Here is a 25,601-nt window from a genome sequence, read left to right as displayed (position 1 = left end):
TTACGGCGTCTGGTTCTTCTGTGTCTGTCGATCTCGGCGCTGGCACTGCCAGTGGGGCAGGTACCGGCACAGATACACTCATCAGTATCGAGAATGCGATCGGGTCCGAGTCCGGTGATGTTCTGAGCGGCTCTGGCGGCGACAATGTGCTTGAAGGTCGCGGCGGTGATGATACGTTATCCGGTGGCGCCGGAGTTGATACTCTACTTGGCGGTTCGGGAGATGATGTTCTGGAGGGCGGTCTTGGCGGCGATGTCCTTGATGGTGGTGTCGGTTCTGATACGGTCGTTTACACGCTTTCATCGGCAGCTGTTTCAGTCAATCTTGATACGCTGACAGGCTCTGGCGGCAGTGCGGATGGTGATACCTATCTGAGCATCGAGAATGTGACGGGGTCGGCGTTTGACGACACCCTGATCGGGAGCACCGAGGACAATGTGCTTGTCGGTGGTGCCGGTGATGACACCCTGATCGGTGGTTTTGGTGCTGACACGATTGATGGTGGTGCGGGTACAGATACAACAAGCTATACGGACTCACTTGCTGCCGTTTCAGTCAACTTGCTGACCGGTCAGGGCTTTGGAGGTTCTGCCGAAGGTGATCAGCTGATTGCCATAGAGAATGTCACCGGGTCAGATTTTGACGATACGCTGATCGGGAACAACTCTGCGAATGTTCTGACGGGCGGTGCCGGTAATGATATTCTGGAAGGCGGCATTGGTGCTGACTTCCTTGAAGGTGGTGCAGGTCTTGATACAGCACAGTATCTTGGGTCTCTTGGTGCTGTGAGCATAGACCTTCTTGCCGGTACGGCGACAGGGGCAGATGCAGCTGGTGATACGCTGAGTTCGATTGAGAACCTGTCGGGGTCCAGTTTTGATGATGTACTTGCCGGAGATGCCGGGGTGAACGTTCTGTCCGGCAATGTAGGTGATGATACGCTGCGTGGTCGCGGCGGTGCTGACACGCTGTCTGGTGGTGCGGGTGATGACCTGTTGCAGGGCGGTGCCGGATCAGATATTCTGGATGGTGGCACCGGTGAAGACACTGCAACCTACGATGATGCTGGCGGGGCCGTCACGATTGACCTGACGGCTGGTACGGGCACAGGTGATATTGCCGAGGGTGATGTTTTTACCAGTATCGAGAATGTGATTGGTTCTGCCTTTGACGATGTACTGATCGGTAATGGCGATAACAATGAGCTTTCCGGTGGTGCAGGCAACGATATCCTCATCGGCCTGGAAGGCGGAGACAGACTCGATGGCGGAACGGGGCAGGACACGGCCAGCTATGCCTCATCAGCTGGTGCAGTCACGATTGATCTGTCAGCTGGTACGGCCAATGGCGGTGATGCCTTTGGTGATATACTAATTAGTATAGAGAATGTTATTGGCTCCAGCCAAAATGATGTGCTGACTGGCAACGCTGAAGATAATACCCTGGATGGTGGTGCCGGTGATGACACCCTACGAGGGAACGAAGGTGCGGATCAGCTTATTGGCGGTGCCGGTGTTGATACGGCTGATTACGCGACCTCTGATGCAGCCGTAACTGTTGATCTGCAGAATGGTACTGCAGCGGGCGGTCATGCGACGGGCGATACCCTGACCGGTATTGAGAATGTTACCGGTTCTGCCAATGGAGACGTGCTCACAGGGGATGCTGGTAACAATGTGCTGATTGGCCTTGGCGGTGCTGATACGCTCACCGGCCTTGCAGGGGATGATGACCTTCAGGGGGGGGCTGGTAACGACGTTCTCGTTGGTGGCGTAGGGGCTGATCTTCTCTCTGGTGGCTCGGGTGCGGACACAGCCAGCTATCAGGGTTCAGCTGCAGGCGTTACCGTGGATCTTTCTACAGGTGTTGCCACAGGTGGTGACGCAGAAGGCGATACGCTGAGTGAAATTGAGAACCTGATTGGCTCTGATAATGACGATAGTCTCACGGGGGACGGAAACGCCAACGATATCCGGGCCGGGACAGGCAATGATATTCTGGCAGGGCTCGGAGGCAATGATACTCTGGATGGCGGTGCCGGAACGGATACTGTTGACTTTACGGCGTCTGGTTCTTCTGTGTCTGTCGATCTCGGCGCTGGCACTGCCAGTGGGGCAGGTACCGGCACAGATACACTCATCAGTATCGAGAATGCGATCGGGTCCGAGTCCGGTGATGTTCTGAGCGGCTCTGGCGGCGACAATGTGCTTGAAGGTCGTGGCGGCGATGATACATTATCCGGTGGCGCCGGAGTTGATACTCTACTTGGCGGTTCGGGAGATGATGTTCTGGAGGGCGGTCTTGGCGGCGATGTCCTTGATGGTGGTGTCGGTTCTGATACGGTCGTTTACACGCTTTCATCGGCAGCTGTTTCAGTCAATCTTGATACGCTGACAGGCTCTGGCGGCAGTGCGGATGGTGATACCTATCTGAGCATCGAGAATGTGACGGGGTCGGCGTTTGACGACACCCTGATCGGGAGCACCGAGGACAATGTGCTTGTCGGTGGTGCCGGTGATGACACCCTGATCGGTGGTTTTGGTGCTGACACGATTGATGGTGGTGCGGGTACAGATACAACAAGCTATACGGACTCACTTGCTGCCGTTTCAGTCAACTTGCTGACCGGTCAGGGCTTTGGAGGTTCTGCCGAAGGTGATCAGCTGATTGCCATAGAGAATGTCACCGGGTCAGATTTTGACGATACGCTGATCGGGAACAACTCTGCGAATGTTCTGACGGGCGGTGCCGGTAATGATATTCTGGAAGGCGGCATTGGTGCTGACTTCCTTGAAGGTGGTGCAGGTCTTGATACAGCACAGTATCTTGGGTCTCTTGGTGCTGTGAGCATAGACCTTCTTGCCGGTACGGCGACAGGGGCAGATGCAGCTGGTGATACGCTGAGTTCGATTGAGAACCTGTCGGGGTCCAGTTTTGATGATGTACTTGCCGGAGATGCCGGGGCGAACGTTCTGTCCGGCAATGTAGGTGATGATACGCTGCGTGGTCGCGGCGGTGCTGACACGCTGTCTGGTGGTGCGGGTGATGACCTGTTGCAGGGCGGTGCCGGATCAGATATTCTGGATGGTGGCACCGGTGAAGACACTGCAACCTACGATGATGCTGGCGGGGCCGTCACGATTGACCTGACGGCTGGTACGGGCACAGGTGATATTGCCGAGGGTGATGTTTTTACCAGTATCGAGAATGTGATTGGTTCTGCCTTTGACGATGTACTGATCGGTAATGGCGATAACAATGAGCTTTCCGGTGGTGCAGGCAACGATATCCTCATCGGCCTGGAAGGCGGAGACAGACTCGATGGCGGAACGGGGCAGGACACGGCCAGCTATGCCTCATCAGCTGGTGCAGTCACGATTGATCTGTCAGCTGGTACGGCCAATGGCGGTGATGCCTTTGGTGATATACTAATTAGTATAGAGAATGTTATTGGCTCCAGCCAAAATGATGTGCTGACTGGCAACGCTGAAGATAATACCCTGGATGGTGGTGCCGGTGATGACACCCTACGAGGGAACGAAGGTGCGGATCAGCTTATTGGCGGTGCCGGTGTTGATACGGCTGATTACGCGACCTCTGATGCAGCCGTAACTGTTGATCTGCAGAATGGTACTGCAGCGGGCGGTCATGCGACGGGCGATACCCTGACCGGTATTGAGAATGTTACCGGTTCTGCCAATGGAGACGTGCTCACAGGGGATGCTGGTAACAATGTGCTGATTGGCCTTGGCGGTGCTGATACGCTCACCGGCCTTGCAGGGGATGATGACCTTCAGGGGGGGGCTGGTAACGACGTTCTCGTTGGTGGCGTAGGGGCTGATCTTCTCTCTGGTGGCTCGGGTGCGGACACAGCCAGCTATCAGGGTTCAGCTGCAGGCGTTACCGTGGATCTTTCTACAGGTGTTGCCACAGGTGGTGACGCAGAAGGCGATACGCTGAGTGAAATTGAGAACCTGATTGGCTCTGATAATGACGATAGTCTCACGGGGGACGGAAACGCCAACGATATCCGGGCCGGGACAGGCAATGATATTCTGGCAGGGCTCGGAGGCAATGATACTCTGGATGGCGGTGCCGGAACGGATACTGTTGACTTTACGGCGTCTGGTTCTTCTGTGTCTGTCGATCTCGGCGCTGGCACTGCCAGTGGGGCAGGTACCGGCACAGATACACTCATCAGTATCGAGAATGCGATCGGGTCCGAGTCCGGTGATGTTCTGAGCGGCTCTGGCGGCGACAATGTGCTTGAAGGTCGCGGCGGTGATGATACGTTATCCGGTGGCGCCGGAGTTGATACTCTACTTGGCGGTTCGGGAGATGATGTTCTGGAGGGCGGTCTTGGCGGCGATGTCCTTGATGGTGGTGTCGGTTCTGATACGGTCGTTTACACGCTTTCATCGGCAGCTGTTTCAGTCAATCTTGATACGCTGACAGGCTCTGGCGGCAGTGCGGATGGTGATACCTATCTGAGCATCGAGAATGTGACGGGGTCGGCGTTTGACGACACCCTGATCGGGAGCACCGAGGACAATGTGCTTGTCGGTGGTGCCGGTGATGACACCCTGATCGGTGGTTTTGGTGCTGACACGATTGATGGTGGTGCGGGTACAGATACAACAAGCTATACGGACTCACTTGCTGCCGTTTCAGTCAACTTGCTGACCGGTCAGGGCTTTGGAGGTTCTGCCGAAGGTGATCAGCTGATTGCCATAGAGAATGTCACCGGGTCAGATTTTGACGATACGCTGATCGGGAACAACTCTGCGAATGTTCTGACGGGCGGTGCCGGTAATGATATTCTGGAAGGCGGCATTGGTGCTGACTTCCTTGAAGGTGGTGCAGGTCTTGATACAGCACAGTATCTTGGGTCTCTTGGTGCTGTGAGCATAGACCTTCTTGCCGGTACGGCGACAGGGGCAGATGCAGCTGGTGATACGCTGAGTTCGATTGAGAACCTGTCGGGGTCCAGTTTTGATGATGTACTTGCCGGAGATGCCGGGGTGAACGTTCTGTCCGGCAATGTAGGTGATGATACGCTGCGTGGTCGCGGCGGTGCTGACACGCTGTCTGGTGGTGCGGGTGATGACCTGTTGCAGGGCGGTGCCGGATCAGATATTCTGGATGGTGGCACCGGTGAAGACACTGCAACCTACGATGATGCTGGCGGGGCCGTCACGATTGACCTGACGGCTGGTACGGGCACAGGTGATATTGCCGAGGGTGATGTTTTTACCAGTATCGAGAATGTGATTGGTTCTGCCTTTGACGATGTACTGATCGGTAATGGCGATAACAATGAGCTTTCCGGTGGTGCAGGCAACGATATCCTCATCGGCCTGGAAGGCGGAGACAGACTCGATGGCGGAACGGGAATTGACCTGGTCGATTACTCAGCGTCAACAGCTGCAGTCGGTGTTAATCTGCAATTGGGCGTTGGTGCTGGTGGAGACGCCCAGTTCGATATCTTTATTGATATTGAAGACGTCATCGGATCAAACTTCAATGATGTGATAATTGGTACGGCCGGTCAGAATGTTCTGACAGGCGGTTTGGGTGATGATTCCCTGTCTGGTGAAGCAGGAGATGACATGCTGCTTGGTGGTCTTGGTGATGATACCTTGATTGGTGGTGCGGGCGCTGACTTGCTGGACGGTGATGCGGGTACGGATACAATCAGTTATGAATCTTCCGATGCTGCTGTAACCGTTGACTTGGCTGGTAATCTTGCGACTGGCGGCCATGCAAACGGTGATACATTCTCCAGTATTGAAAATATCATTGGTTCAACATTTAACGACACACTCTCCGGCGACGCAAATGCAAATACTCTGACGGGCGGGTCGGGTGACGATACGTTATTTGGCGGGGCGGCGGCAGATATTCTGCTTGGCGGTGCTGGTGCTGATACATTCCTCGGCAGTGTGGACGGGGATGTCATAAATGGTGGCAGCGGCTTCGATACAGTCGATTATTCGGCGTCGTCAGCAGCTGTGTCCGTCGATTTGCAAATCGGACTTGGTGTTGGCGGTCTTGCTCAGGGTGATGAGTATACTTCAGTTGAGAATGCTGTAGGGTCCGGATTCAACGACACATTGATTGGTACGGTTGGCGCAAACATACTGGATGGTGGCGCTGGGAATGATTTTCTCGAGGGCGGTGCCGGGGCTGACAGTCTGATCGGCGGTGCTGGCGTTGATACTATCAGCTATGGTAACTCCGATGCCGGTATTGATATTTCGTTGGCGCTGGGCACAGCTAACGGTGGTCATGCGTCAGGCGATACATTTTCTGGTATCGAGAATGTTGAAGGGTCACTACAGGACGATATTATTGAAGGCGATGCCGGCCAGAATGTATTATCCGGTCTTGCCGGCGCAGATACACTGAAAGGCCTCGCGGGCGACGATACATTGGAAGGTGGCGCCGGGGATGACACGCTGATTGGTGGGCTCGGTGCAGATACTCTTGAGGGGGGCTCCGGAAGCGATACCGCATCTTATGTGGATTCTTCTGTTGCTGTGACGGTTGATCTATCGACTGGAACTGGCCAGTTCGGCACAGCTGCAGGTGATACATATGTGAATATTGAGAATCTGACTGGCTCTGATTTTGACGACCTTCTGATCGGTGATGCGAGCAGTAACAGGCTTGATGGTGGTGCTGGTGATGACCGCCTTATCGGTCTTGGCGGTGCGGATGAACTGATCGGTGGTGCCGGTACGGATGTTGTTGATTATTCCGGTTCATCAGGAGCAGTTATTGTTGATCTTGGCCTTGGTGTCGGCACAGGGGGAGATGCGCAGTCAGACACATATAGTGGTATTGAGGATGTCATCGGATCAATTGGTGATGATGTTCTGAGTGGTAACAATGATCAGAATTTCCTTCAGGGTCTTGGGGGCAATGACACGATCAGTGGCGGGTTCGGTGATGATCAGCTTGAAGGTGGTGATGGTAATGACTTGCTGCAGGGCGGCGCTGGTGGAGACATTATTGATGGCGGAGCGGGCGTAGACTTTGCTGATTACAGTGGTAGTTCTGATGCTGTAAACATCAACTTGCAGACAAATACTGTGTCTGGCGGCACGGCAACCGGCGATACGCTTATATCGATCGAGAGCCTGATTGGTTCAGATAATGATGATACATTGACTGGCGATACTGGAGTGAATGAACTTCGTGGTGGTGCTGGCAACGATACGCTTAGTGGCGGCGCAGGTGATGATAACCTTCAGGGTGAATTCGGCAATGATACACTTATAGGCGGTGTAGGCGCTGACTTTCTTGATGGCGGGCTTGGGTTTGATACCATTGATTATACATCTTCAAGTCAGGGTGTATCAGTATTCCTCAACTCCGGTCTGGGTTTCAATGGTGACGCAGCCGGTGATACAATAATCAGTATAGAGAATGTTATTGGGTCAAATCAGAATGACGTCATAACTGGCGACAATATCATCAATGTATTGACTGGTAATGCAGGCGATGACCAGATTGAAGGTGGTGATGCTGGCGATGTTCTGGATGGGGGTGCGGGTGTTGATACCTTATCTTACGCCGGTTCAGATGCTGCTGTTACAGTAAATCTTTCGACTGGTTTCGCCTCTGGCGGTCATGCCGAAGGGGACATATTCTCCAATTTTGAGAATATCGGCGGCTCGGCAAATGACGATACGCTCACAGGTGATGCCGCCGCCAATGTCCTTTCCGGCGCTTCAGGCAATGACGTGTTGGCGGGACTTGCTGGCGCAGATACACTGAATGGTGGTATCGGTTCTGATACAGCCGATTATTCTGCTTCGACTGCCGCTGTTACGCTAGACCTACTGACGTCAACATTTTCTGGCGGCGATGCGGCTGGGGATACGCTCCTCAGCATCGAGAACCTTATTGGTAGTGATGGAGATGATTCCCTCACAGGCGATGGGAATGATAACCGCCTTGAAGGTGGTGATGGCAATGATACTGTTTTCGGTAATTCTGGAAACGATACGCTGCTCGGCCAGGAAGGTGACGACATCTTGAATGGTGGCTTCGGGGCTGATGTTCTCGATGGTGGTGCCGGTATTGATACCATTGATTATACAACGTCTACACAAGGTGTAAGTGTCAGTCTGACGACGGGAATTGCCCTTGGCGGTGAAGCTACGGGTGATACACTGATCAGTATCGAGAATGTTGATGGAACGCTTCTTGATGATACTATAGAAGGTGACGGCTCTACGAATGTTCTGCGCGGCTTTGCTGGCAACGATTCGCTCGATGGCGCTGGCGGTGATGATACGCTGGATGCAGGTGATGGTGATGATCTCGTGCGCGGCGGGAGTGGTGCTGATACCCTCATTGGCGGCAGCGGTGTCGATACGGTTTCCTACACCGGCTCTTCTGCTGGCGTCACCGTGAACCTTGCGACAAATACAGCTTCGGGCGGTGATGCAACAGGCGATACGCTTGCAGGTTTTGAAAATATTACAGGCTCTGATAATGCAGATTTTCTCACGGGCGATACCAATGCCAATGTGCTGACAGGCGGCAGCGGCAATGACATTTTGAATGGTGGGTTCGGCGCAGATACTTTGGCTGGCGGTAGTGGTACTGACACTGCCGATTACAGTACTTCGGCTGCAGCTGTAACGGTCAATCTGACGACGAATAGTGCCACTGGCGGCGATGCGGCGGGCGATGTGCTGACCAGTATAGAAAACCTCATTGGCAGCGATAATAATGATAATCTGACCGGGAACAGCCTCTCCAACGTGCTATCCGGCGGCGCAGGTGATGATACTCTTAGTGGCGCGGAAGGCAACGATACACTTGAAGGGGGGGACGGTACGGACACTCTATTTGGCGGTGTTGGTGCGGATGTACTTGATGGTGGTGCCGGCGTCGATACGGCGAGTTATTCTTTATCGCTTCAGGCAGTGACGGTTGACCTTGTTTCAGGCACAGGTTCTGACGGTGATGCGACCGGCGATACTCTGACCGGGATTGAGAATCTGGTTGGCTCCAGTTTCAACGATACATTGTCCGGTGATGGCGGTGCCAATGTGCTGACTGGCGGCGGCGGTGACGATGTTCTTGAAGGTCGTGGTGGTGCTGACGTTCTGCAAGGCGGTACAGGTGAAGATACAGCCGATTATTCTGCGTCAGCTGGCGCTGTCACGATTGATCTGACTGCTGGTACAGCCAGCGGCGGTGATGCTGCTGGTGATACGCTGTTCAGTATAGAAAATGTTATCGGATCAGATCAGGATGATGTGCTGATCGGTGATAACCAGTCCAATATCCTGGATGGTGGTGCCGGTGACGACACCCTGCGCGGTCTTGAAGGTGCTGACGACCTTCGTGGGGGTACAGGTATTGATACAGCCGAATATACAGGCTCCAATGCTGCTGTTACGGTTGATCTGCAAAGTGGTACCGGCACAGGTGGTCATGCGACCGGTGATATCCTGTCCGGTATTGAGAATGTCACGGGCTCAGCAAACAATGATATTCTGAGTGGTGATGCAGCAGACAATGAATTACTTGGCGCTGCGGGTGATGATACATTGACGGGCCGTGCTGGCGATGATGTTCTTGATGGCGGCACAGGCAATGACTTCCTTCTTGGTGGTTCTGGTGCTGACCAGATTACAGGTGGTGCTGGCACGGACACGGCCAGCTATCAGGGCTCAAGTTCCGGTGTAAGTGTAGACCTTGCTGCTGGTAGCGCCAGTGGTGGAGATGCTGCTGATGATGTTCTGACCGGTGTTGAGAACCTGATTGGCTCCGATAATGCAGATACCCTGACAGGTGATGCGAATGCGAATGTTATCGAGTCCGGTGATGGTGATGACACGCTGGCTGGTCTTGGTGGTGATGACACCCTTGATGGTGGTGTCGGGTCTGATACGGCGGACTTCTCGGCTTCTGCGTCTTCTGTCACGGTTGACCTTGCAGCGGGCACAGCTACTGGTGCTGATATTGGTACAGACAGTCTTCTCAATATCGAGAATGCTATTGGCACAGCGGCGGACGATGTTCTTGTCGGCTCTACGGATGACAACCGTCTTGAGGGACTTGGCGGCAATGACGCGCTGACAGGTGGTCAGGGCGCGGACACGCTTCTGGGCGGTGATGGTGATGATACGCTGACAGGCGGTGTTGGTGCGGATGTACTTGATGGTGGTGCCGGCGTCGATACGGCGAGTTATTCTTTATCGCTTCAGGCAGTGACGGTTGACCTTGTTTCAGGCACAGGTTCTGACGGTGATGCGACCGGCGATACTCTGACCGGGATTGAGAATCTGGTTGGCTCCAGTTTCAACGATACATTGTCCGGTGATGGCGGTGCCAATGTGCTGACTGGCGGCGGCGGTGACGATGTTCTTGAAGGTCGTGGTGGTGCTGACATTCTGCAAGGCGGTACAGGTGAAGATACAGCCGATTATTCTGCGTCAGCTGGCGCTGTCACGATTGATCTGACTGCTGGTACAGCCAGCGGCGGTGATGCTGCTGGTGATACGCTGTTCAGTATAGAAAATGTTATCGGATCAGATCAGGATGATGTGCTGATCGGTGATAACCAGTCCAATATCCTGGATGGTGGTGCCGGTGACGACACCCTGCGCGGTCTTGAAGGTGCTGACGACCTTCGTGGGGGTACAGGTATTGATACAGCCGAATATACAGGCTCCAATGCTGCTGTTACGGTTGATCTGCAAAGTGGTACCGGCACAGGTGGTCATGCGACCGGTGATATCCTGTCCGGTATTGAGAATGTCACGGGCTCAGCAAACAATGATATTCTGAGTGGTGATGCAGCAGACAATGAATTACTTGGCGCTGCGGGTGATGATACATTGACGGGCCGTGCTGGCGATGATGTTCTTGATGGCGGCACAGGCAATGACTTCCTTCTTGGTGGTTCTGGTGCTGACCAGATTACAGGTGGTGCTGGCACGGACACGGCCAGCTATCAGGGCTCAAGTTCCGGTGTAAGTGTAGACCTTGCTGCTGGTAGCGCCAGTGGTGGAGATGCTGCTGATGATGTTCTGACCGGTGTTGAGAACCTGATTGGCTCCGATAATGCAGATACCCTGACAGGTGATGCGAATGCGAATGTTATCGAGTCCGGTGATGGTGATGACACGCTGGCTGGTCTTGGTGGTGATGACACCCTTGATGGTGGTGTCGGGTCTGATACGGCGGACTTCTCGGCTTCTGCGTCTTCTGTCACGGTTGACCTTGCAGCGGGCACAGCTACTGGTGCTGATATTGGTACAGACAGTCTTCTCAATATCGAGAATGCTATTGGCACAGCGGCGGACGATGTTCTTGTCGGCTCTACGGATGACAACCGTCTTGAGGGACTTGGCGGCAATGACGCGCTGACAGGTGGTCAGGGCGCGGACACGCTTCTGGGCGGTGATGGTGATGATACGCTGACAGGCGGTGTTGGTGCGGATGTACTTGATGGTGGTGCCGGCGTCGATACGGTAGATTACACCGCTTCTTCCGTTGCCGTCACGATTGACCTTGACGCCGGGACGGGCATCGGTGGCGATGCGCAAGGCGATACGTTTACAGACATAGAGGATGTGCGCGGATCCGCATTCAATGATATTATTCTTGGCAATGCCTCTGCAAATACCCTGACGGGTGGTGCGGGAGATGATACGCTTGACGGCCGCGCGGGAGACGATACGCTTCTGGGCGGCGGCGGTGACGATGTTCTTGAAGGTCGTGGTGGTGCTGACGTTCTGCAAGGCGGTACAGGTGAAGATACAGCCGATTATTCTGCGTCAGCTGGCGCTGTCACGATTGATCTGACTGCTGGTACAGCCAGCGGCGGTGATGCTGCTGGTGATACGCTGTTCAGTATAGAAAATGTTATCGGATCAGATCAGGATGATGTGCTGATCGGTGATAACCAGTCCAATATCCTGGATGGTGGTGCCGGTGACGACACCCTGCGCGGTCTTGAAGGTGCTGACGACCTTCGTGGGGGTACAGGTATTGATACAGCCGAATATACAGGCTCCAATGCTGCTGTTACGGTTGATCTGCAAAGTGGTACCGGCACAGGTGGTCATGCGACCGGTGATATCCTGTCCGGTATTGAGAATGTCACGGGCTCAGCAAACAATGATATTCTGAGTGGTGATGCAGCAGACAATGAATTACTTGGCGCTGCGGGTGATGATACATTGACGGGCCGTGCTGGCGATGATGTTCTTGATGGCGGCACAGGCAATGACTTCCTTCTTGGTGGTTCTGGTGCTGACCAGATTACAGGTGGTGCTGGCACGGACACGGCCAGCTATCAGGGCTCAAGTTCCGGTGTAAGTGTAGACCTTGCTGCTGGTAGCGCCAGTGGTGGAGATGCTGCTGATGATGTTCTGACCGGTGTTGAGAACCTGATTGGCTCCGATAATGCAGATACCCTGACAGGTGATGCGAATGCGAATGTTATCGAGTCCGGTGATGGTGATGACACGCTGGCTGGTCTTGGTGGTGATGACACCCTTGATGGTGGTGTCGGGTCTGATACGGCGGACTTCTCGGCTTCTGCGTCTTCTGTCACGGTTGACCTTGCAGCGGGCACAGCTACTGGTGCTGATATTGGTACAGACAGTCTTCTCAATATCGAGAATGCTATTGGCACAGCGGCGGACGATGTTCTTGTCGGCTCTACGGATGACAACCGTCTTGAGGGACTTGGCGGCAATGACGCGCTGACAGGTGGTCAGGGCGCGGACACGCTTCTGGGCGGTGATGGTGATGATACGCTGACAGGCGGTGTTGGTGCGGATGTACTTGATGGTGGTGCCGGCGTCGATACGGTAGATTACACCGCTTCTTCCGTTGCCGTCACGATTGACCTTGACGCCGGGACGGGCATCGGTGGCGATGCGCAAGGCGATACGTTTACAGACATAGAGGATGTGCGCGGATCCGCATTCAATGATATTATTCTTGGCAATGCCTCTGCAAATACCCTGACGGGTGGTGCGGGAGATGATACGCTTGACGGCCGCGCGGGAGACGATACGCTTCTGGGCGGCGGCGGCGATGATACGCTGATTGGTGGTGCCGGAGCAGACGTTCTTGATGGCGGTGCTGGCGATAATACAGCGGATTACACTTCATCAACAGGTGGTGTCACCGTGAACCTGGCAACAGGGACAGGCATCGGCAGCGATGCGCAAGGCGATAAATTGTTCAATATACAGAACCTTGTTGGGTCATCACAGGGTGACACATTGATTGGTGATGACAATGACAATACACTTGATGGTGGTGCCGGTGACGACACTCTGATCGGTGGTCTTGGTGCGGATGAGCTGATTGGCGGTGCGGGTGTCGACCTTGCGGACTATTCCGGCTCTGGTGCTGGTGTGACGGTCAATCTTGATCTGCAGCAAGGAAATGGCGGTGAGGCAAATGGCGATACTCTGACGGGTATCGAAAACGTCACAGGTTCAAGCCATGCAGACGATTTGACAGGTGACAGTCAAAGCAACGAGCTAAGAGGTCTTGCCGGAAATGACATACTCCAGGGCGGCGGCGGTGATGACAGCCTCTTTGGTGATGATGGCGATGACACACTAATCGGCGGCGTAGGGGCTGATGCTCTCGATGGTGGCGTCGGTATTGATACCGCCAGCTATCAGGACTCTGCAGCCGGTGTAAATGTGGATTTGAATGCCGGGACCGCGAGCGGTGGTGATGCGGCTGGTGACACTCTGGCCAATATTGAGAACATCACGGGTTCTGCCAATAATGATACGCTGGCAGGCGATGCGGTATCAAACGTACTGAGCGGTCTGGATGGTGATGACACACTGCGTGGTGGCGCCGGTACTGATACACTGGACGGTGGAGATGGTAATGATACGCTGGCTGGCGGTGCGGATGCCGACTCGTTGATCGGGGGTACCGGTTCCGATACAGCAGATTATACAGCGTCTGCAACAGGCGTCAGCGTGTTTCTGGATACTGGCATTGGTGTCGGTGGAGATGCCGATGGCGACACGCTTTCTGGCATAGAGAATGTTACAGGCTCAGATACTGGTGATGATACTCTGCGTGGTGACAGTTTTTCAAACACACTCAGCGGCCAGGGTGGGAATGACGTACTGACCGGCCTTGCTGGCAGCGACGTATTGTCCGGCGGGGATGGTGATGACATACTGGCCGGGGGAGCAGATGCTGATATCCTGCAAGGGGGTGCCGGTTCTGACACCGCAGATTATTCATCATCAACTACTGGTGTGACTGTTGATCTGAATGATGACAGTAATAATGCTGGCGGGGATGCTGCGGGCGATATCTTCTTCGACATCGAGAATGTTACAGGTTCAGGTGCTGTAGACAGTATTACGGGTGATGCCGGGGCAAATATTCTAACTGGTCTTGCAGGCGATGATGTACTGACCGGCCTTGCTGGTGCCGACACGCTTGATGGTGGCGCTGGTTTTGATACGGCGGATTACTCTGCATCTGCTTCTGCGGTCACGATTGATTTGGCTGCAGGAACAGCAAGCGGTGGTGATGCCACCGGTGATACGCTTCTTGATATAGAGGCGCTGACAGGGTCTGATTTTAATGACAGCCTGACAGGCGATTCGGCTGCCAATACGCTGATTGGTGGCGCCGGAGACGATACTCTGATCGGTGGCGCGGGTGCCGATACGCTTACTGGTGGTGCTGGTACTGATCTTATAGATTACAGTACCTCTGCAGGTGCCGTGACGGTAAATCTGACGACAGGCGTAGGCAGTGGGGGCGATGCCAATGCCGATGTCATTACCGGAGTAGAGAATGTTATTGGCTCTGGCGGTGATGATACCCTGATCGGTTCTGCGGTTGCCAACAGACTGGAAGGCGCGGATGGAGCTGATACGCTAAGAGGCGCAGGAGGAGATGACACTCTTCTGGGTGGGGCTAATGCAGATATTCTTGAAGGGGGCGCTGGTGCAGACGTCATAGATGGTGGCACAGGCGCTGATACTGCAAGTTATGAGAATTCAGCAACGGCTGTAACGATTGATCTTGAGACAGGTACAGTTTCTGGTGGTGATGCCACAGGTGATACACTGATCGATATTGAAAACCTGCTGGGGAGCGCCAACGACGATAGCCTGACAGGCAATGACGCGATAAATGTAATCAACGGTGGAAGTGGCAACGATATCATTATCGGCCTTGGCGGTGCTGATATCCTGGACGGCGGCCTTGGCACTGACGTAGCTGACTACTCTGCTTCTGCTGCGGGCGTATCCGCACAGCTTTTTGTCGGTAATCTCGGCGTTGGTGGAGATGCTGAGGGCGACACGCTGGCAAATATCGAAAACCTGATCGGCTCTGATTTTGATGATAATCTGCAAGGCAACAGCGGCATCAATACGCTGACTGGTGGTGATGGCAATGATATCCTGAACGGACGCGAAGGAGCGGACACGCTGGATGGCGGTATTGGCTTTGATACTGTAACCTACGAAACGTCTTTGGCTGGTGTGACGGTTAATCTGCAAACAGATGTAAATACCGGTGGTGATGCTGCGGGTGATTCCATCAGCAATGTCGAAGAGGTCATTGGCTCGTCCCTCGCGGATGACCTGACTGCGGCTGATACTGGCAGCACGCTGCGTGGTGCCTCTGGCAGTGATACGCTTCGTGGCGGGAGTGGTGTTGATCAACTCTTTGGTGACGGTGAAGACGATATCATTGAAGGTGGGGGCGGCGCTGATGCCATTGATGGTGGCGCGGGTAACGCTGACACTGTTTCTTACGAAAATTCTGCTGCTGCCGTAACCGTGAATCTGCTGACTGGCGTCAATACAGGCGGTGATGCTGCCGGTGATACGATCGTAAATGTTGAGAACATTACCGGGTCGGCAAATGATGACTCCCTTACGGGCAATACCATCGCAAACACAATCAGGGGCGGAGATGGTAACGACCTGATTGAAGGGGGCGGTGGAGCTGACATTATCTTCGGCGGCGGCGGTATTGATACAGCTACCTATGTCAATTCAGCTTTTGCTGTTACCGTGAATCTCAGCAACAGTGCCAATTTTGGTGGTGATGCTCTTGGTGACCAGTTGAATGAAATCGAAAATGTTACAGGTTCGATTTTCAATGACAGCATCACAGGTGATAGCCAGAACAATGCCCTTGATGGTGGTGATGGTGATGACTTCCTTGAAGGCCTGGGCGGCGCCGATGCGCTGACCGGTGGTCTTGGTACAGATACGGCCAGCTATCAAAGTTCAGCTTCTGGTGTGACGGTTTCTTTGCTGACCAATACTGGTACTGGTGGCGATGCTCAGGGTGATACTTTCTTCAGCATCGAGATTATTGAAGGATCTGATTTCGCAGATACGCTTACAGCTGCGATTGGTGGATCTACACTTTTCGGTGAAGGTGGTGATGACACGCTCATTGGGGATGCGGGTATTGATACGCTCTTCGGTGGCGATGGGAATGATACTTTCTTTGGCGGTGATGAAGCTGATGTCATCTCAGGCGACGGTGGTGACGATATTCTGCACGGTGAAGGCGGTGATGATACGCTGAATGGTGGCGACGGAGACGACACTTTCCGCGGTGGTGCCGGGGCTGACAGCTACTTTGGCGGCAATGACTCAGACACAGCTGATTATTCGCTTTCTGATGCTGCCGTGACGGTGAACCTGCAAGCGGGCACTGGTATGGGAGGGACCGCTCAAGGTGATACTTATGACAGTATCGAGAATATTATCGGGTCTGATTTCGATGACACCCTGACAGGTGATACCGGTGAAAATACTATTGATGGCGGCGAAGGCAATGATACGCTGATTGGCGGCTTTGGCTTTGATGACCTGGATGGCGGTTTGGGGGTTGATACTGCCGACTATTCTGCCTCTTCTTCGGGTGTAACAGTGGACCTCTTGGCCGGAACCGGGGCAGGCGGTGAGGCGCAGGGTGATACGCTGATCAACATCGAAAATGTCACTGGCTCTAACAGTAATGACGTGCTTCGTGGTGATTCTGGCGACAACGTACTGACTGGTAGAGGTGGCAATGACACATTCGTCGGCAATGGCGGTAATGACACCTATGATGGTGGTGCAGGTGGAAATATCACAAACGGTGATGTTGTGACTTACGCTAGTTCCACATCAGCTGTGACGGTAAATCTTGCTAACATAGCATTGAATGTCGGTGATGCAGCAGGTGATACGTATATAGACATTGAGCGTTTTGTTGGCAGCTCATTCGATGACACCATGATTGGCGATACAGTTGCTGTGGGCTTTTTCGGCGGTAACGGTAATGATACACTCACAGGCAGTACCGCGGGTGACAGGATCGACGGTAACAATGGTAATGATATCATTGACGGTGGTGATGGCAACGATGATCTGCGCGGAGACGCTGGTAACGATATCATTGACGGTGGTGAAGGGAATAATACCATCCGCGGTGGTGGTGGTAATGACACCATCACGGCTGGCTCAGGGAATGATAATATCATCCTCAATGATGGCAATGGTGACAATACTGTCGATGCTGGCGGTGGGAACAATACTGTTACAGGCGGTGAAGGCTCGGATAACATCACGACTGGTGCAGGTGTTGATACCATTACAGGCGGTGGTGGTAATGACACGATTGATTCCGGTGATGGCGATGATGAAATCAGCGCCGGTGCCGGTGAAGATCTGATCTTGGCATCTGAAGGTGCGGATCAGATTGACGGTGATGCTGACTTTGATACGGTTGATTATTCTGCTTCAACTTCTGCCATCACGCTTTTCCTGAACGGTACTGTCAGTACAGGCGGTCTGGCCGATGGCGATATCGTTATTCAGGTGGAGCGCGCTATTGGCTCTGACTTCAATGACTATATTGAAGGCTCTGACGTGGATGATAACGTGATCGAGGCCGGAGATGGTGACGATACGCTTGTTGGCGGCGGCGGTGCTGACGTGCTTGATGGTGGTAATGGCAGTGACACAGCCTCTTACGATAATTCCACGGCTGCCATAACGGTTAACCTTGCAACAGGCGTGGCCACAGGCGGTGAAGCTGAAGGTGATACATTTGTTTCTATAGAAAATATATTTGGCTCTGAAGGGAACGACAACCTGACAGGTGACACCAACAATAATATTTTCTCTGGTGATCTTGGAAACGATACCATCTTGGGCGGCGATGGGAATGACACACTGAACGGTGGTATCGGGAATGACACCATTGATGGTGAAGGTGATGATGATATCATCAATGGCGGTACTGGTTCTGACAACCTGACTGGTGGCGCTGGCAATGACACGATAAATGGTGGCGATCAGACTGATACAATCTTTGGCGGTGATGGTGATGACATCATTGATGGAGGCAACCAGAACGATACGATCCACGACGACGCTGGTAATGATACAGTTACAGGCGGAAACGGTGATGACTTTTTTGTCGCTGGCGATGGAGCTGATGACTATACAGGTGGATCGGGTGCTTTTGATACGATTGATTTCATCAATGCAACGGCGGGTATTACGGTTGACCTGTTAAATGGTGTAGGCATAGGTGATATTGCGGATGGTGACACTTACGCTACCATTGAACGAGTGTTTGGATCTAATTTTGGTGATACAATCATAGCGGCTGCATCGGGTACTGAACGAGTTCTTGCGCGCGGTGGTGATGACACGATTTTCAGTGGCGGCAGTGATGAAAGAATTGATGGCGGTAGCGGTAATGATACTGTCGACTATACAAATTCCGGCTCTGGCGTAACAGTAGGCTTGGATGGTAGCCAGGTTACCGGCGGACATGCGACCGGAGACATTCTCAGTAATCTGGAAAACGTCACAGGATCGAATTTCAATGATAGCCTGACCGGTAACAGTGCAGTGAATATTCTCGATGGTGGTACTGGCGATGACACCTTGGAAGGACTCGGTGGCGCAGATGAGTTGATCGGCGGGACTGGTAACGATACCGCTTCCTATGATGAGTCAACGGGTGCTGTTACAGTCGACCTAGTTGCGGGCACCGGTGCTGGAGGGCACGCAGACGGTGACACACTCGATTCAATAGAGAACGTTATCGGCTCCGATTTTGATGACACCATAACAGGCGATGCAAACGTCAATATACTGAGTGGTGGTGCGGGTCTGGACATAATAAGAGGTGGTGCCGGCGATGATGTTATCAATGGCAATGCTGATGAAGACAGCCTCTTTGGTGAAGATGACAACGATACCCTGAATGGCGGTTCAGCTGATGATACACTTGACGGTGGTGCCGGCAATGACGTCCTAAATGGCGGTACGGAAGATGATACGCTAATCGGTGGTGCTGGTACTGATACATTGAACGGTGACAATGGCGATGATATCCTGATTGGTGGCGCAGATGCGGACGTACTCGATGGTGGTGCAGGTACAGATACTGTGGATTATTCAGCATCTGGTGCCGTGACTGTCGACCTGACGGCGGGAACCGGTGCTGGTGGTGATGCTCAGGGTGACACACTTACAGACATTGAGAACGTGATTGGTTCCGCGTTCGATGATACAATTACTGGCAATGCCGACGATAATGTACTGACTGGTGCAGCGGGGAATGATAGTTTTATCAGCACTGCCGGTGCAGATACATACAGTGGTGGTGCTGGTACTGACAGCGTAGATTATTCTGCTGCCGGGTCTGGCGTCACTGTTTTCACGGATGGCACATCAGGCATTGGCGGTGAAGCAGAGGGCGATACACTCAGCAGTATTGAAACCGTCGTCGGCACTGGCTTCAACGATACGTTGGTTGGTACAGGGGGCAGCCAAACGCTCCGCGGTGGTGACGGTGATGACATTATTGTTGGTTCTGGTGGTGCCGATACGCTTGATGGCGGTAACAATACTGACACCGTAGACTATTCTGCTTCCACGAGCGCTGCAACAGTTGACCTGAATGCCGGATCAGGCAGCCAGGGTGATGCAACTGGTGATACGTACACAGATATTGAAAATGTTACAGGGACGTCTTTCAGTGATACGCTAACTGGAAGTAGTGTAGCGAATGTCCTGACCGGCGGCAGTGGCGGGGATACGCTTAATGGTCTGGGTGGTGATGACACCCTGTTTGGTGATAATGGAGCAGATATACTGATCGGTGGGGCGGGCGCTGATAGTCTGACAGGTGGTGCGGGAACGGATACCGCCAGTTATGAGACAGCTGGCGCTGGCGTCACGGCTAATCTGGCAACCGGTGGCACGGCGGGGGATGCCGCAGGAGACACATATGCTACAATCGAAAACCTGACAGGGTCTTCTTTTGCCGATACCCTCACGGGTGATGCAAATGACAATACAATCATCGGCCTTGCTGGTGGTGATGCGATTGACGGAGCCGGGGGTACTGACACTGTAGACTACAGTGATTCAAATGGCGGGGTCACAATCAGTCTTGATGGCGCAGCAGGCAGCGGAGGTCACGCTGCAGGCGACACACTGAACAATATAGAGAATCTGACAGGTTCGGACTTTAACGACATCCTGACAGGTGATGCTGGCATCAACATCATAAATGGTGGTAGCGGAAACGACACCATCGAGGGGGGGGCTGGCGCTGACGTGCTTGACGGGGAAGCTGGCGATAACACGCTTTCTTATGAGTCTGACACGACAGGGGTAAATGTTGATCTTGGTACCGGTGTTGTCTCTGGCGGTGACGCACAAGGTGATACAATCAACAATTTCGTCAATGCCTCGGGCGGGTCCGGGAATGATATTCTGACCGGGAACGGTGCCGCGAACATACTCACCGGTAATGGTGGTAATGACACTTTGAGCGGTGAAGCAGGCAATGACGCGCTGAGTGGCGGTGCTGGTAATGATACATTGATCGGTGGTGCTGGTGCGGATGACCTGAATGGCGGCGTTAATACTGATACAGCAGATTACTCAACATCTAGTGCAGGGATAACAATCACTCTTGACGGTAGTGCGGGCAGTGGTGGTGATGCGGCCGGAGATACGCTGATCTCCATAGAACGTATCATCGGCTCTGACTTCGCAGACAATGTTACCGGCACAGCCACTGCGGAAGAGCTTCTCGGTGGTCTTGGAAACGACACGCTCGAGGGTGGTGCCGGTGCGGATATTCTGAACGGTGAAGGGGGGACAGATACCCTCTCATACGCATCAGATACATCAGGTGTCACAGTCGACTTGGGGACGAATACCGTATCCGGAGGAGATGCAACTGGCGACACGATCAGTAACTTTGAAAATGTAACTGGTGGCGCCGGAAATGACACCCTGACGGGGAGTTCTGGTGCGAATATTCTGACCGGTGGGTCTGGTAATGACACGCTGGTTGGTCTTGGCGGTGCTGACACGCTTGCTGGTGGTGCCGGTACAGACACAGCCGACTATTCAGCCTCTACGGGCGGCGTTACGGTTGATCTTGCTGCAGGAACAGGTTCCGGTGGCGATGCTGCCGGAGATACATTGAATGGTATCGAAAATGTTCTTGGTACAGCGGCAGATGACGCGCTTTCTGGTGACGGAAACAATAATGTACTGACGGGTAACGGCGGTGCCGATACGCTGTCTGGTGCAGGTGGCGATGATACGCTTTCTGGCGGTGCAGGAGATGACACGCTCAGTGGTGGTGCCGGTGCAGACGATCTCGATGGTGGTGCCAATATCGATACTGCTGATTATTCTGCATCAGGTTCAGGCGTAACGGTTGATCTCGGGGCCGGTACAGGCCTTGGCGGTGATGCCCAGGGTGACACACTCACAGGAATTGAAAATATTCTCGGTAGTGGGGCTGCTGATACGCTGACTGGTGATGGTGGTGCAAATGTGCTCACCGGCAACGCAGGCGCAGATAATCTGTTTGGTGCAGGCGGTGATGATACACTAAGCGGTGGTGCAGGCGATGATACCCTTGAAGGGGGCGCGGGTGCTGATGACCTTGACGGTGGAGCAAATACAGACACGCTCTCTTATGCGTCTGACACAACAGGCGTAACGGTCAATCTTGCAACGAATACTGTCTCTGGTGGTGATGCTACAGGTGACACAATCAACGGCTTTGAAAACGCAACTGGCGGTTCGGGCAATGATGCAATGACCGGTAATGCATCTGCAAACACACTGATTGGCAATGGTGGCAACGACGCCCTTTCTGGCGCTGACGGAAATGATACGCTTAACGGTGGCAGCGGGAATGATACGCTGAATGGCGGAGCTGGTGCTGATACGCTTATTGGTGGCGCAGATACTGATACAGTTACTTATGCAACATCTTCTTCTGGCGTTACGGTCAGTCTGGATGGTAGTGCGGGTACTGGTGGTGATGCACAAGGTGATACACTGAGCGGTATTGAACGTGTTATCGGTTCTAATTTCAATGATCAGATTACCGGTACGGCCGCGGCTGAAGAGTTACGCGGCGGCACCGGAAATGATACGCTTGAAGGTGGTGCGGGTGCTGACGTTCTTGATGGCGGCGGAGATACCGATACACTTTCTTATGCGTCTGACAGTAGCGGTGTGAACGTGAATCTCGGCACGAACACGGTTTCCGGTGGTGATGCTGCCGGTGACACGATCAGCAATTTCGAGAATGCCACAGGCGGTTCCGGCAATGATACCTTGACGGGGAGCTCTGCTGCAAACGTCCTGACAGGTGGCTCAGGCAATGACACGCTTGCAGGGCTTGGCGGCGCTGACACGCTCGCTGGTGGTGCGGGCAACGATACGCTTGAAGGCGGTGCGGGGGCAGATGATCTTGATGGCGGCGCCAACACAGATACTGTATCTTATGCTTCTGACACCGCGGGTGTTTCTGTTAGTCTGAATACCAATACAGTTTCCGGTGGTGATGCTGCTGGTGACACGATCAGCAACTTCGAGAATGCCACAGGCGGTTCCGGCAATGACACTCTAACGGGGAGTTCTGCTGCAAACGTCCTGACTGGTGGCTCAGGCAATGATACGCTTGCAGGGCTTGGGGGCGCTGACACGCTCGCTGGTGGTATTGGTACTGATACTGCGGATTATTCTGCATCAGGTGCCGGTGTGACAGTTGATCTTGGAGCGGGCACTGGGTCTGGTGGTGATGCTGCTGGTGATACATTGAGCGGCATTGAAAATGTTATTGGAACGGGCGCCGCAGATAGTTTGACTGGTGACGGTAATGATAATGTACTCACCGGCAATGGCGGCGCTGACAACCTTCAGGGCGCTGGCGGTGCCGATACTCTCGCTGGTGGTGCTGGTAATGATACGCTTGAAGGTGGTGCGGGTGCTGACGTTCTTGATGGCGGCGGAGATGCCGATACACTTTCTTACGCGTCTGACAGTAGCGGTGTGAACGTGAATCTCGGCACGAACACAGTTTCCGGTGGTGATGCTGCTGGTGACACGATCAGCAACTTCGAGAATGCCACAGGCGGTTCCGGCAATGATACCTTGACGGGGAGCTCTGCTGCAAACGTCCTGACAGGTGGCTCAGGCAATGACACGCTTGCAGGGCTTGGCGGCGCTGACACGCTCGCTGGTGGTGCGGGCAACGATACGCTTGAAGGCGGTGCGGGGGCAGATGATCTTGATGGCGGCGCCAACACAGATACTGTATCTTATGCTTCTGACACCGCGGGTGTTTCTGTTAGTCTGAATACCAATACAGTTTCCGGTGGTGATGCTGCTGGTGACACGATCAGCAACTTCGAGAATGCCACAGGCGGTTCCGGCAATGACACTCTAACGGGGAGTTCTGCTGCAAACGTCCTGACTGGTGGCTCAGGCAATGATACGCTTGCAGGGCTTGGGGGCGCTGACACGCTCGCTGGTGGTATTGGTACTGATACTGCGGATTATTCTGCATCAGGTGCCGGTGTGACAGTTGATCTTGGAGCGGGCACTGGGTCTGGTGGTGATGCTGCTGGTGATACATTGAGCGGCATTGAAAATGTTATTGGAACGGGCGCCGCAGATAGTTTGACTGGTGACGGTAATGATAATGTACTCACCGGCAATGGCGGCGCTGACAACCTTCAGGGCGCTGGCGGTGCCGATACTCTCGCTGGTGGTGCTGGTAATGATACGCTTGAAGGTGGTGCGGGTGCTGACGTTCTTGATGGCGGCGGAGATGCCGATACACTTTCTTACGCGTCTGACAGTAGCGGTGTGAACGTGAATCTCGGCACGAACACAGTTTCCGGTGGTGATGCTGCTGGTGACACGATCAGCAACTTCGAGAATGCCACAGGCGGTTCCGGCAATGATACCTTGACGGGGAGCTCTGCTGCAAACGTCCTGACAGGTGGCTCAGGCAATGACACGCTTGCAGGGCTTGGCGGCGCTGACACGCTCGCTGGTGGTGCGGGCAACGATACGCTTGAAGGCGGTGCGGGGGCAGATGATCTTGATGGCGGCGCCAACACAGATACTGTATCTTATGCTTCTGACACCGCGGGTGTTTCTGTTAGTCTGAATACCAATACAGTTTCCGGTGGTGATGCTGCTGGTGACACGATCAGCAACTTCGAGAATGCCACAGGCGGTTCCGGCAATGACACTCTAACGGGGAGTTCTGCTGCAAACGTCCTGACTGGTGGCTCAGGCAATGATACGCTTGCAGGGCTTGGGGGCGCTGACACGCTCGCTGGTGGTATTGGTACTGATACTGCGGATTATTCTGCATCAGGTGCCGGTGTGACAGTTGATCTTGGAGCGGGCACTGGGTCTGGTGGTGATGCTGCTGGTGATACATTGAGCGGCATTGAAAATGTTATTGGAACGGGCGCCGCAGATAGTTTGACTGGTGACGGTAATGATAATGTACTCACCGGCAATGGCGGCGCTGACAATCTTATCGGCGGCGCTGGAAACGATACACTTCTTGGTGGCAACGGCAATGATACGCTAACTGGCGGTGCCGGTGCAGACGATTTGGATGGCGGTGCTAATACAGATACTGCAGATTATTCCAGCTCCAGCTCTGGTGTAACAGTTGACCTCGATGCAGGCACAGGTTCTGGCGGTGATGCTCAGGGTGATACGCTCACAAATATTGAAAACATCACAGGCTCTTCTCAAGGTGATGTGTTGCGTGGCGACAGTGGTGATAATGTCCTTAATGGCGGCAACGGCAATGACACTATCGATACCAATGGTGGAGCAGACACTGCCAATGGCGGCGCTGGTAACGATACTTTCCTGATTGATTATGATCTGATCGATACTTCAGCAGCGTCCATCAATGGTGGAACTGGTCAGGACACGGTCGTACTCGAAACTGCCTCAACAGCGACTGTAGATGAGGTTGGGTTGTTTGACATTCTGTCAGATGTGGAAATCATTGATTTCTCTGACGGTAACGTTGATGCCGACCTTGATCTTGATCTCTCAGATATCCAATCCGTGACTGACAGCAACAACAGCCTCAGCATTCTGGTGAATGCAACAGGGGACATAGTAGATGTGACGGGCTTCTCATCTGTCTCGACGGTTGGTTCGACAACCACCTATACGTGGACTGACGGTGGTGGTGGGGTTATCGGTGAGCTTGCTGTAACGACAGTTTAA

Annotated in this window: 1 protein-coding gene (cut by a window edge); it reads left to right on the top strand. The window is 53.7% G+C overall.

The window, feature by feature from the left end:
• Positions 1 to 25,601, top strand: the 3' portion of a protein-coding gene (locus tag RAL90_RS10870) for a hypothetical protein (RefSeq protein ID WP_306250506.1). It extends 9,829 nt beyond the left edge of the window; the window shows 25,601 of its 35,430 coding nt (coding positions 9,830-35,430); the start codon falls outside the window, past its left edge; it ends in the stop codon at positions 25,599 to 25,601.

The sequence above is a fragment of the Parvularcula sp. IMCC14364 genome (assembly GCF_030758415.1).
Lineage (GTDB): Bacteria > Pseudomonadota > Alphaproteobacteria > Caulobacterales > Parvularculaceae > Aquisalinus.
The sequence above is the reverse complement of the archived record's forward strand: the minus strand, read 5'-3'. Positions and strand labels throughout refer to the sequence as shown.